We start from the raw sequence: 12092 nt of genomic DNA, 5'->3' as shown, positions 1-12092 counted from the left end.
CTTATTTTAATCAAATTTTAAATAATCTTACTTAAATAAATAGAAAATAAATATATGTCCTTTATTTAACTTAAAAAACAATTACAAACTATTAAACATATTTGATATAAAAGTGAACCACCATATTATTTTTAAAATGATTATGAAAAAATGATTAAATTAAAAAAATATTCATTTAAAATAAGATTTCAACTAAAATAGCAATTTTAATAAAGAAATATCCAAAAAACAAGCATTTAAAGTTAAATAGGAAAAATAAAGAAATATTTTAAAAAATAGTAAAAAAATTTAAAAAAAATAGAAAAAAATAATTTAAAAAGAATAAAAAATTATGGAAAAATATTAAGTTTTACTCCAATTCATATTTTTCCAAATATCCTATTTCAGAATAGGCAAACCTTGTAGTCTTATATTTATCAGAAAGGATAAATGGTAAACGTACTAGGAAAATGATTAAAAATGCTACAAAAGCCAATCCCCATAAGTCTGACATAACAAATGATTTTGAATATATCAGCCAATAAATACCATAGATTGCTGCTTCAAGCAACAAACACCATGCGGTTACTAGCCCCGGAGAATATAATGTCTTTTTGCCTTTGGATCTGTAGTGCCTGTATGTTATTACACTAAACAATGTATGTACAAATGTTTCACCGACACCAAAGAAGATTATGAATATCACTCCTTTGTTTCCAAGCATTGGTGTGAAAAATGTCAATGCAATAAACAATATTTCTGCTCCAAAATTTGTAACCATATCTGTCAGTTTATTTTCAGGATATGCAAGAGGGTTATCTGACTTTTGGATTAGCTTGTTCATCATGAAATGAAAACCATTTGGCCAAGTAAGCTCTTCAAATACATGCAATGGTAAAAATACTGCAAGCAAGCACATCAACTTTTGAGGAACATCCCATACGCCCCAATTTATTATTAAAACATTGAGCATCACTATTCCTAAGAAATATGTAGCGTGTAACCATGGTTGACCACACCATTTGTCCAGTAGTGTATTTGTCATAAGTTCACCTTCAGATTATTAATAGAAAAATTATTTTTCAGGTTTATAAAAACCATAAGCTGATTGGTCTGTGAGAGGATATCCCTCTTTTTTACCAAGATTCCAGTATACTGGAGAACGGTAACAGAACCAAAAAATTACAGCAAACCATAAAAATGCAAATACATAGTCATACCATACATAAAGGCTTGCATTATAAATATTCAAGAAATAATAGCATGCAATTGGAGTAAGTCCAAAAATTGCTGTAATGGCTCCGGGATTATATAATGTTCTTTCTTTTACATTAAATGTTATCAAGTGCATAATCAATTCCGCAACTGATAAGAGTATTGCTGCTAAAGTCAAGAATTTGATATTCAAGAAGAAAGCAGGCAAAATGTATAATAATGTTCCAGCTATCCAATTTCCAAACATGGAACTTAAATTATTGCAGTTCCATTTTGTGGAATCTGTTTCATCACTTCTCATCATCACCTTCATTCCCAAATATGGAAATCCACCAGGCCAACCGAATTCTTCAAAAAAGTGTAAGAACAATACTGCTGCAGACAATAAAAGGACTTTCTGCAGTGAGTCAGTGACAAATAAAGCAACAATTACAAAAATTGCACCAGCAATATAAACAGAAATATTATGCCAATTATTTACTATTCCCTTCATTGATATCTCCTTTATAAAATTTACTAAAAAAATAGATTTTATCTCAAATAATAAAAATAAAAAAGTAAGTATTGCCCAGTTTGTATTACTCAAAAACTGGAAAAAAGTTTTGGTCCAGGTTTTGAGCTTTAGCTCAAAAGCTGGGAAAAAGTTTTGGTCCAGGTTTTGCGCTCCGAAGGAGCGGAAAAGCTGGGCTACATCATAGGAGGCATTCCACCAGGCATACCGCCCATACCAGGTGCAGGAGGCATACCACTATGATCTAAGTTTTCATCTGGGTCGACTTTTTGAAGTGCACCCGCTGCTGCTACCAAATCGTCAATACGCAAGATCATTTCACAAGCTTCTTGAGCTGCTTGAATAGCTTGCTTTTTGACTCTTTGAGGTTCAACAACACCAGCTTCTTTCATATCAACTACTTTACCTTCAAATACATCCAATCCCATATTGATGTTATCTTCATGAGCTGCTCTAAGTTCTACAAGCAAGTCAATGGTGTTTAAACCAGCGTTTTCAGATAAGGTTTTTGGTACGATTTCCAAAGCGTCTGCAAATGCATTTACAGCCACTTGTTCTCTTCCGCTGATAGTATTAGCATAAACTTTCAATTGTCTTGCTATTTCAATCTCAGGAGCTCCTCCACCGTATACGACTTTTCCATCTTCTACAGTGGCTGCTACTACACCTAATGCATCTTCCATAGCTCTTTCAATTTCAGATGAAACATGTCTTGTACTTCCACGGATTAAAATGGAACTTGCTTTAGGGTCTTCGCATTCTTCAATGAAGGTAATGATTTGGTCGAACACCTTTTCTTGGTGTATGTAACCTGCCTTACCTAATGTATCAGGAGTCAAGTCTTCAATATTGGTGATGAGTTCTGCACCGGTAGCTTTCATGATTCTCTTTACGTCAGTGTTTTTAACTCTTTTGAATGCCATGATTCCAGCTTTGGATAAGTGATGTTGAACTACATCATCAATACCTTTTTGACAGAACAATACGTTACAGCCGGAATCGATAATCTTATCAGCGATTTCCTTTAAGGTTTCCTGTTCACTGTCAAGGAAAGCCTGCATTTGCAAAGGATCAGTGAAGTCAACTTTAGCATTTTCCAAATCTTTCAATTCTAAAGGATATTTCATTAAAGCGATTTTAGCATCACGCATTTCTTCAGGCATGCTTTCATTAGCTCTACCTTGGTCAATGTAGATACCGTCAACAATCAAGGAGTCTTCTACACTTCCACCATTGATTCTGTGAATCTTAATGAGAGTTTTGTCTAATTTTTCTCCTTCTTCAACTTTGAGTGCAGCTTGAACAAGCAATTCTGCCAATTCGTCTTTAGCATAATCGGAACCTTTACCGGTCATTGCAGTTTTTGCAATTCCAAATAATGTGTCCTTATCTCTTGCATCGGTAGAGATGCTGTATAAGATGTCCATTGCTTTTGCAACTGCTAATCTGTAACCCATTAAAATGGTTGGGATTGCAATTCCATCTTCATATAATTCCATTGCTTTCTTAAGCAATTCACCAGCAATGATTACAACAGTGGTGGTTCCATCTCCAACAACATTTTCCTGTTTTCTTGCAATCTCCACAAGCATTTTAGCAGCAGGGTGTGCAATATCCATTTCCTGTAAGATAGTTGCTCCATCGTTGGTAACAACCACATCACCCATTTTCTTATCCACTAACATCTTGTCCATTCCTTTTGGACCAAGAGTGGTTCTAACAATGCTTGCTAATAGTTGGCTTGCAAAAATATTCATTCTTAAAGCTTGATTTCCTTGAAATCTTTCAGTATCATCACGTAAAATATACATAGGTTGATTAATTTGTGCCATAATAATCTCCTTAATTTTAATCAATGTTATTTTTAAATTAGATAATTTATTGTAATTATAAGAATTAATTTTAAGAATTCATAATAAAAATTAAATATATTTAACTAATATTAAATTATCCATATAGTTATAGATAGGTTTGCCTTACTATAAAAAAGTTTTGTTTATAATAGATAATAATAAGAAATTTAAAAAAAGTGAAAATAAAAAAAGTAATGAAATAAAAGATTTTTTAATTGTCCCATTTGCTCAAATACCATTTTTCGTTAATCTTTTCCATTGTCTGTTCGCTATGCAATGTCCAGGTTCCTTTCATTCCATAAACCTTTGCATCAAGAGTCACATCTGCCTTCAATAAAGCCTTATCCTTTTCTTTTATTGTTATAATTGGATTGTTTATGATGGATTTATAGTAATTAAGTGTTCCATCCATTATCTCACCAATATACTCATCCTTTGTCTGAGTCTTTCCAGACATATGGGTAAGAGTGTAATTGTCTTCCAAAAGTTCATTCAGCTTTTCTAAATCCTTTTCAATCATTGCATATTGAAACTCTATAAACCTTTCCAATACTTCTTCCTGATCATCATTTAGATTTCCTTTATTGACTACAGACACACTCATAATAACAAGACCTATTCTGGGAATTTATCCTTATCCAATGTCTTTACAACCTTTGCAGGAATTCCTACCACAACTGCATAGTCAGGAACATCCTTTGTAACGATTGCACCTGCTCCTACAATTGCATATTTTCCAACATTGACTCCTGGCAAGATTGATGCTCCAGCACCAATCCATGCTCCTTTTTTGATGATGATCTCTTCACAAGTTAACACTTGCCTTTCGTATTCGTCATGATTATTTGATAATAACTGTACGTTTCCGGCAATCATTACATCATCTTCTATAGTGATCCCACCTCTTGCCATAGCCAAGCAATTGCTGTTGATGAAAACGTTGTTTCCAAGCTTTATATTATTGAATGCTGCACCTGCAAATGGTGTTGTGATAGTGCTGTTTTCACCAATGTTGCCATCTAACAATTCATTGAGGATTGAAGCATATTCCTCAGTCATAGGCTCAGTGTGATTGAATTTAAACAATAATTTTGATTGCTTGATTGACAATTCCAATTCATCTTGTGTAATTTGATCTAAATCAATTCTTTCCATTTTCTCAAAACTCCTCTATTGTTTGCTCTTTTATAATTATCAAACTCATTTTTTTATTTTGTTACTTCAGGAAGTTCAATTCCTTCCTTAATGCTTAATTCCTTTATTTTTAAGAACCATGCCATATTTCTTGCCAAAACAGTCATTGTTCTTAATCCTTCAATGTCCTGAAGCGCTTCATCTGCATTGTTTCCATAAATCACATTCCAATAGTTTGAGCTTATTATCGGCATCTCACCCCATGTGAAAAACCTGTTTATGGTATCTATTGCAGTCATTGTACCTGCTCTTCTTGCACTGGCTACAGCAGCTGCAGGCTTCAATCTGAATATTCTTTTTCCACCAAAAAAGGATGAGAAAAATACTCTTGTCATGAAATTTGTTAGTGTTGGATTTACATTCCCGTAATAGACTGGCCCTCCAAATATGAATCCATCAAATTCTTCAGCCTTCTCAACAAAGCTATTGACTTCATCATCAAATACGCATTTTCCAAGTTCACTGCATTTCCTGCAATCAATGCAACCTCTAATGTCCTTATGACCTATCTGATAGATTTCTGAATCAATCTCTTCCTCTCTTAAAGTGTCTTGAATTTGCTTTAGTGCAGTATATGTGGAACCTTTCTTGTTTGGACTTCCATTTACTAACATAACTTTCATATTGACCATCCTTTATGCTTGATAAAAACTTATATGTATAAATTATTATATATAGTTAACTGTTAACAAAGGTTAACTATTTATATGAAGTGGTATAAAATTATATTTAGATATTATGAAAATTAATGAAAATCCGGAAAACATGTTCTTGTATCATTATGTGGAGGAACTGATATCAGACTATGGTTCATATTATGATGTCAATCTGGAAAATCCTGATTTAACTATAAAAGAATATTCCGTTCTTTTAAGAATAAGATTTACCGGAAGATCCACCCAACATGATTTGGTTGAATTATTCAAGGTAAGTGGAGCATATATGGCAAAGCTATTGAAGAAATTCGAGGATGAAGAGTATATCATCAGAATAGAAAATCCGGAAAACAGGCGAAAAAAGATTGTTGAACTAACTGAAAAAGGAGTTGAAAAGACAGACAAACTAATCAAGGTAATTGATGAATGGGAAAAGGAAGTCACTTCTGACTTAACAGAAGATGAAAAAATAATTCTCAAAAAGTTATTATCAAAAATTGTATGGAGATAATAATATGGAATTTAATTTAAATGAAGACAAGGAAGTTGTTGTATTGCTTGGTGCTGGAAGCATGGGTACAGCAATAATCAAGAGAATAAGCACAAATAGAATCATATTTCTTGGAGATATAAGTGAAGAGAACCTTAAGGCAAGAGCTCAAGAGCTTAGATATAATGGGTATATTGTTGAAACTCAAATCGTAGATGCATTAGATGAAGAATCCGTAGAGGAATTCGCTAAAAAAGCTAGCGAACTTGGAAAAATCAAATATTTCATTGACACTGCAGGGGCATCTCCAAATCAAGCAAGCCCAGAACATATCATAAACCTGGATTTGGTTGCAACATCTGTTGCTATAGATATTTTTGCTAAATATATCTCTAAAGGAGGAGCAGGACTCATTATATCAAGCCAAACTGGTTACATGATGGATTTGCCATCTGAAATAGAACAGCAAATTGCATTAACCCCTACCAATGAGTTAAAGGATTTGGATTTCATTAAAAATGACGCAATGGCTAATTCTGGAGTTGCATATGTTGTTGCAAAAAGAGCAAACCATTTAAGAGTGAGAACTGCAGCTGCAACTACTTGGGCAGATAAGGGAGCAAGAATAAATTCAATTTCCCCTGGAATCATTGTAACCCCACTTGCTTATGATGAATTTGAAGCTGCAGGAGAAGGCTATCAGGAAATGATCAATTCATCCGCTGCAAGAAGAGTTGGAACATCCGAAGAAATAGCAAGAGCTGCAGAATTCTTACTTAATGATGATTCCTCATTCATTACAGGAATAGACTTATTGGTTGATGGTGGAGTTATAGCATCAATAGCTAGTGGAAGATACTCATTAGAATTGCAATAAGCAATCATTATAAATAGATTTATTAATATTTTTTTTAGAAAGATTATTGTGGAATTAAAAGATTAAAAGGAGATAACATTATGTCAAGCATTGTAATTTATTTTTCAAGAAGCGGTGAAAACTACTTTGGAGGAGTATTAAAAAACATTGAAAAAGGAAACACAGAAGTGATTGCAGAATATATTCAGGAATTGGATAATGCAGACCTATTCAAAGTTGAACCTGCAGTTGAATATCCTGCTGATTATATGGAATGCATTGATGTTGCTAAAAAGGAACAACAAGCTGATGCAAGACCTGAAATAAAAGAAACATTAGATAGCATTGATGCATATGATACAGTATACATCGGTTTTCCAAACTGGTGGGGAACATTGCCAATGCCTATGTTTACCCAATTGGAACAATTGGATTTTACCGAAAAAACAGTTAAGCCTTTTGTCACCCATGAAGGATCCGGTTTCGGTTCATCACAAAAAGACTTGAAGAAATTGTGTGAAGGAGCCCAAATCAAAAATGGATTATCAATTCCTGGTGCTAATGTATATGATGCAAAAGACCTTGTAAAAAGATGGATTAATGAATAATTAATCTTTTCTTACTTTTTTTACTTTTTTATTTTTATTTATTTTAATAAACTTTTTTTACTTTTTTATTTTAATTAGTATGATTTTTTTACTCTCAATTTTTCCATTTTTTTTAACTCTTTTTTAAAAAAAATAATGCCCTTTTGAAATTATTTTTCCAAAACAGCAATATAGTCCATTCTGCTTCTTATAAATGGAATCCAAGTAAATAGCTTAGTGATTGGCTTATATACATTCATTCCATCAAATAGATTTACATCCTTTATCCATTTGAAGTTGGAATTCAATTTCAGAAGCTCATGCCCTTTTTGAAGTCCCCAAATGAACTGGGCATCCATTTCTTCAACTGATTTCTCCTTAACATTCTTTACAGAAACAGGAGGCATAATTTCAGTGAATACTGTACATGATTTGAAATTCTCATCAATGATATCAAGAATCCTTTTGTTGTCCTCTTCAGCAAGATACATTGTCAAACCTTCAATTATGAACAGTACATCACCACTTGCATCTATTTCATTGGCCCATGAGGAATCCATTGCAGAGTATGCCAATGTCTTTACCCTATTGCTATCCTTAATATAGTTCAATCTGAACTTGGCTGAATTTTCCAAATCGACATTATACCATTTGATTATGCCGTTATCCAATCGATTGAAGAGAGTGTCCATTCCTGAAGCAATATTCACTATTATGCATTCTGGATGTGAGCGGATATACTTAGAAACCATATCATCCAATACGATGGTTCTTGAAATCACTCCCCATTGCATCTGATGATCCTTATCTGCTAAGGAAAAGTCATAATCAATTTCAGAAATTACATCTATTGCCTTAAAGTCAAAAAATTTATGATTTTTCTGTTGGGAATGCTTTGCTTTAGTGTATAAAGTCAAAAGCATGGTTTTTTCTACACCTTCTAAATTCATGGTATACCTCAATTTTTTAATTCATTAATTAATTAATTAATTGTTTATTTTGATAGTATATAAAGTTTAGGTATACCTAAAATATAATGTAGATATAAAAATTAAGATATTAAGATTTTAAGAAAAATTATTTTATTTGAATGAGAAAAAAGTTAAAAAAATGGTTTAAAATAAAGATAATATGAAAAATGGAAAAAAATCAATTCAATTTATTTCCACAGAACGTACAAAAGTTATTTCCCTTTTTCACCTTAGAACCACAGGAAGAGCATATTGATTCACTTTCCAATCTGTTTCCACAGTTCATGCAGAAGGAATCCTCTTTCTTAACCCTTGCACCACATGATGGACATTTAAGCTCTTCCAAGTTAAATCCACAGGACATGCAGAATTTAGCATTAGAATCTACTTGCCTATTGCAATTAGGGCAAGTCTTATAGTCATTCGGAACTATGAATCCCGTGCTTATATTACCTGAATTGCCTCTTGATTTGACGCCGGTTAAGGCTGAAGCTTGAGGTACCGCTTCCATATTTGTTTGAGCAATGATATCTCCCAAACTAATGGTGGAATCTTTATTATCATCTCCAAGATCTTGAGGTATCTGAGTTCCATTTGTTTCAACATATGGATTGTATTCATCCTTTGGTTTAGGTGTTTCAGATAGGATGGGTCTGCTATAGAAATCATCGGTGTTGATGATCTCCTCTTCAGTTTCAATCATCACGGCAATTCTTTTGTCATCTGCAGGATGTGTTGAAAAGAAATCAAATCCTCTTGCGTTGGATCCTGTAAACTCCATCCAAAATTTGGGAACGTGACTAATGTCATATCCTGCCAAATGGGCTATCAACATCCCCAATTTATCAGCTTCGTATTCTTGATCCCTTCCCCAAGGCTGCATCAGGAAATATTCGGAACCTACATTCACAACATTTGTCGCGGCTCTGGCCATGCTTCCAATTTCGCCCATTCCGAAAAGATCCAATGCAAAACTACCTAACCAAGCTGCTGAAGCAAGCCCTTCCTTGGTCTGACGGGCACTTATCTTTGTTCTGCTATGGTCAAGCAATGCATGAGCCATCTCATGAGCTAAAATAAATGCTAACCTCTCTTCTGTATTTGCAACTGATAGAATTCCAGAGTAAACTGTAATCTTTCCACCTGCATGACAGGTGGCATTGATGCAGTCATTTGCAATTAAGTGAACTTCCCATTCATAGTAGCCGTCAACATAATCATATCTGCCAATCTTATATAGGAATTCCTCAACGGTGCGGATTAGCTTTGTTGCAATTTGAATAGTCAGTTGACCTTGCGGACTTTCATCCAATATCTGATATTTGCTCAGTTCCTGATAATAATAGCCAAATATTTCCTTTAGGAACTTGTCATCATCCACCGTATCGTAATGCTCTTTACCTGTAAACGGATTTATCGGACTGCGGTCATCTTTTTTAATCATGACACCCCCATAAATTAAATTTTTTTAAAAAAACCTTCGCAACATTTGAAATAAACAGCAATGAAAAAAAGAAAAGAAGAGATTAATCTTCAAATTCAACTGATTTTGCCATTTCCTTTAATATGTCCAAGTCTACCTTTGAGCTTGATACCTCCACCGCCTTATTGTCTGAAAATACATAAACGCTATTTTCACCATAAACAGTTTCAGCGATAGTGAGGTTACCTTCTTCAGTTAAATTGCCATCATTAAGACCGATCATTTCGGAAATATGTTCCTTAACTGCATCCATATCATCAGATTCCACATAGTTTACTGCAATATCCTTATTATAATCTTTAAATGAAACTGTGGAATATGATTCGTTTCCCTCTTCATTAATTTTTTCAAATTCTGATTTTTTAGGAATGTCCAGTTTAAATAGATTATCAAAGGCATCAGATTCAGTGAATAACTTATCACTGTCTTCATCAACAGTTTCATTAGATTTTAATTGTGCGCTTTCAGCAATTGCTTTCGCTTCATTCAAATCCTTATCTTTAATGACATATAATTCATCAACAGAATACTTGGCAACAATATAATCATTACCTGCTTGATAAACTTTTAAGCCATCCTCGTCTTCGATAAGGTCATAATTGCCGAAATAGGTTTTTGAAAAATCTTCAAAGTCTGTTACCCTTGCCTCTTTAAACTCATCTCCATAGAAGTGAGAGATTGACACGCCATTTCCATTACTGGAACCAGGGTATGGGGCATTGAACCAATGCCAATTATCTCCAGGCACATTCAAAGTATAATCTCCAAAATCATAAGGTTTCAATTCCTCAGCAGACACTGATGAAATCAACATCCCAAATACCATTATCATCAATAAAATTCCAAAGATCCTTTTCATTTCATTCTCTCCTAAAAATAATTAAAAAATTATTCTTTTTTAAAAAAGATAATTTTTTTAGAAATTTATTTTAATCATTTTAAAAAAGATAATTTTAGTTTAAGAAATTAGTTTTAATCTTTTAAATATCCTCTAGAAATTTAAGGAAATCTCATCAGGAACATTTACTCCATTGTTGATTGCTTCTGCTGATTTATAAGCGTCATATAATCCATAAATCCATATGAGCAAGTATAAAATTGCACCGATTAAAATCACATATAATATAACGGAGACAATAGCTCCAACGACGAGGATGATTCCCTTTTTAGAATGCCCATTATAAAATTGTCCCAAACCTGGGAAAAGGAAAGACAATATCAAAGCGAAAAATGGGCTTTTTTGCTCAGATGCCCCTGCAACCCTGACTCCGCATTTAGGGCAAATTACTGCCTTGACATCAATCTTTGCACCACAGTTGGAACAAAATTTGGTGTTTTGACTTGGAACCGGTTGAATCTCTTCTTTCACTACTGCAGATTTGTCCACCTTTGTTCCACAATTTGGACAGAAATCAGCTGTTTGCTCCAGTTCACCACCACATTCACTGCATTTTATCATCTTATCCCTCTTACATCTGTTCCAAGCACTTAGCCTTTATTTCATCAAATTCCTCTTGGCTTATTACACCCATATCCAAAAGCTCTTTAGCCTCTTTGAGTTTAGCCATAGGGCTAACCTCATTTTGAACCACTTGGGTAGGTTGGGATTTGCCTTGGTTGATAGCTAAGATCTTATCATTCACAAAGTCATAGATCTTATTTACCTCATCCTGATACTTTGGAAGGTAAGTGATCAGATTTTCACTTGTAGGACCCCATTTGCTTGTTGCCATTCCTGGAAGCTCAAATTCGAGCGTACCGTTAACAAGTTCAGTCGCATCCCTTTTTTGAATACTGTTGATTTGATGGAAATATACTTTTTTCACTCCACCGAAACCGCTTTGCCATTTCTTGATTCCGCTTCCTGAGAAATCGAATTCGACATAGTCTTCAAATACAGCCAGGGTTCCTTGCAATCCATTGATGAAATACAATGCACCTTCCGGCTTTTCATAATTTATATGCTCACCATGAGCATAATTATCCATTTTCTTCTTAAAGCCTAAACCTGTTTTTTTGATGTCTCCCAAAATACCTTGGCTTTGTTCTTGCTGAGTTGGTGCTGAACCGTCTAAAGGATTTCCACAACCTGGACAAAATTTAGCCCCATCCTCAACTTCATTTCCACAATTTTGACAAAATGCCATAATATCACCTTTTTAATCAATTGAAAAATCTATAAAAATTAGCATGAATACTAATTTCAAAGAAAAATAGCTAAAAATCATCTATCCCCCTTCACAAAATCGCAAAAAATAAAATATTGAGTGCGTAAAATTAAAATAAAAATGCTAATT

General features: G+C 33.7%; 14 protein-coding genes. 3 read left to right on the top strand and 11 right to left on the bottom strand.

Going from position 1 to position 12092, the window contains the following annotated elements; all coding sequences use genetic code 11:
- Window positions 1-349: 349 nt before the first annotated feature.
- From ACKI67_RS08870 to ACKI67_RS08845, 6 genes are all read right to left on the bottom strand, one after another.
- Window positions 350-1024 carry an HXXEE domain-containing protein gene (locus ACKI67_RS08870; protein WP_407463175.1) on the bottom strand — a complete coding sequence of 225 codons (675 nt, stop codon included), beginning with the start codon at window positions 1022-1024 and terminating at the stop codon, window positions 350-352.
- Window positions 1025-1054: 30 nt separating this feature from the next.
- Complete coding sequence (locus ACKI67_RS08865; protein ID WP_407463174.1) at window positions 1055-1687, bottom strand: HXXEE domain-containing protein; 633 nt, start codon at window positions 1685-1687, stop codon at window positions 1055-1057.
- A gap of 194 nt (window positions 1688-1881) precedes the next feature.
- Window positions 1882-3537, bottom strand: coding sequence for a thermosome subunit alpha (gene thsA, locus ACKI67_RS08860; protein WP_407463173.1), 1656 nt, complete (start codon window positions 3535-3537; stop codon window positions 1882-1884).
- A gap of 232 nt (window positions 3538-3769) precedes the next feature.
- Window positions 3770-4162, bottom strand: a complete 393-nt coding sequence (locus tag ACKI67_RS08855; RefSeq protein WP_407463172.1) for a nuclear transport factor 2 family protein — start codon at window positions 4160-4162, stop codon at window positions 3770-3772.
- Between the two features lie 11 nt (window positions 4163-4173).
- Window positions 4174-4713: an acyltransferase gene (locus tag ACKI67_RS08850; RefSeq protein WP_407463171.1), complete on the bottom strand. Its 540-nt coding sequence runs from the start codon at window positions 4711-4713 to the stop codon at window positions 4174-4176.
- A gap of 53 nt (window positions 4714-4766) precedes the next feature.
- Window positions 4767-5375, bottom strand: coding sequence for a flavodoxin family protein (locus tag ACKI67_RS08845; RefSeq protein WP_407463170.1), 609 nt, complete (start codon window positions 5373-5375; stop codon window positions 4767-4769).
- A 115-nt stretch (window positions 5376-5490) separates the two neighbouring features.
- On the opposite strand from ACKI67_RS08845, the gene ACKI67_RS08840 reads away from it, so the two are divergent.
- The 3 genes from ACKI67_RS08840 to ACKI67_RS08830 all read left to right on the top strand — a co-directional run bounded on the left by ACKI67_RS08840 (window position 5491) and on the right by ACKI67_RS08830 (window position 7362).
- Window positions 5491-5919, top strand: a complete 429-nt coding sequence (locus ACKI67_RS08840) for a MarR family winged helix-turn-helix transcriptional regulator (protein ID WP_407414242.1) — start codon at window positions 5491-5493, stop codon at window positions 5917-5919.
- Between the two features lie 4 nt (window positions 5920-5923).
- Window positions 5924-6775: an SDR family oxidoreductase gene (locus tag ACKI67_RS08835; RefSeq protein WP_407414244.1), complete on the top strand. Its 852-nt coding sequence runs from the start codon at window positions 5924-5926 to the stop codon at window positions 6773-6775.
- An 80-nt stretch (window positions 6776-6855) separates the two neighbouring features.
- The gene (locus ACKI67_RS08830; protein WP_407463169.1) at window positions 6856-7362 is read left to right on the top strand and encodes a flavodoxin; all 507 of its coding nucleotides are present in this window, start codon (window positions 6856-6858) and stop codon (window positions 7360-7362) included.
- A gap of 149 nt (window positions 7363-7511) precedes the next feature.
- On the opposite strand, the gene ACKI67_RS08825 is transcribed toward ACKI67_RS08830, so the two are convergent.
- The 5 genes from ACKI67_RS08825 to ACKI67_RS08805 all read right to left on the bottom strand — a co-directional run bounded on the left by ACKI67_RS08825 (window position 7512) and on the right by ACKI67_RS08805 (window position 11942).
- Window positions 7512-8291 (bottom strand): class I SAM-dependent methyltransferase, encoded by a 780-nt coding sequence (locus ACKI67_RS08825; RefSeq protein WP_407463168.1) that lies wholly within the window; start codon window positions 8289-8291, stop codon window positions 7512-7514.
- A 199-nt stretch (window positions 8292-8490) separates the two neighbouring features.
- Window positions 8491-9756 carry a M48 family metallopeptidase gene (locus ACKI67_RS08820; protein ID WP_407463167.1) on the bottom strand — a complete coding sequence of 422 codons (1266 nt, stop codon included), beginning with the start codon at window positions 9754-9756 and terminating at the stop codon, window positions 8491-8493.
- Between the two features lie 82 nt (window positions 9757-9838).
- Entirely contained in the window at window positions 9839-10654 is an 816-nt protein-coding gene (locus ACKI67_RS08815) for a hypothetical protein (RefSeq protein ID WP_407463166.1), read from the bottom strand.
- 132 nt (window positions 10655-10786) lie between these two features.
- Entirely contained in the window at window positions 10787-11254 is a 468-nt protein-coding gene (locus ACKI67_RS08810; protein WP_407463165.1) for a zinc-ribbon domain-containing protein, read from the bottom strand.
- A gap of 10 nt (window positions 11255-11264) precedes the next feature.
- On the bottom strand, window positions 11265-11942 hold the full coding sequence (locus ACKI67_RS08805; RefSeq protein WP_304088478.1) for a zinc-ribbon domain-containing protein: 678 nt from the start codon (window positions 11940-11942) through the stop codon (window positions 11265-11267).
- Between the last annotated feature and the right edge of the window lie 150 nt (window positions 11943-12092).

Source organism: Methanobrevibacter sp. (assembly GCF_045577275.1).
Classification (GTDB): domain Archaea; phylum Methanobacteriota; class Methanobacteria; order Methanobacteriales; family Methanobacteriaceae; genus Methanobrevibacter.
The sequence above is the reverse complement of the archived record's forward strand: the minus strand, read 5'-3'. Positions and strand labels throughout refer to the sequence as shown.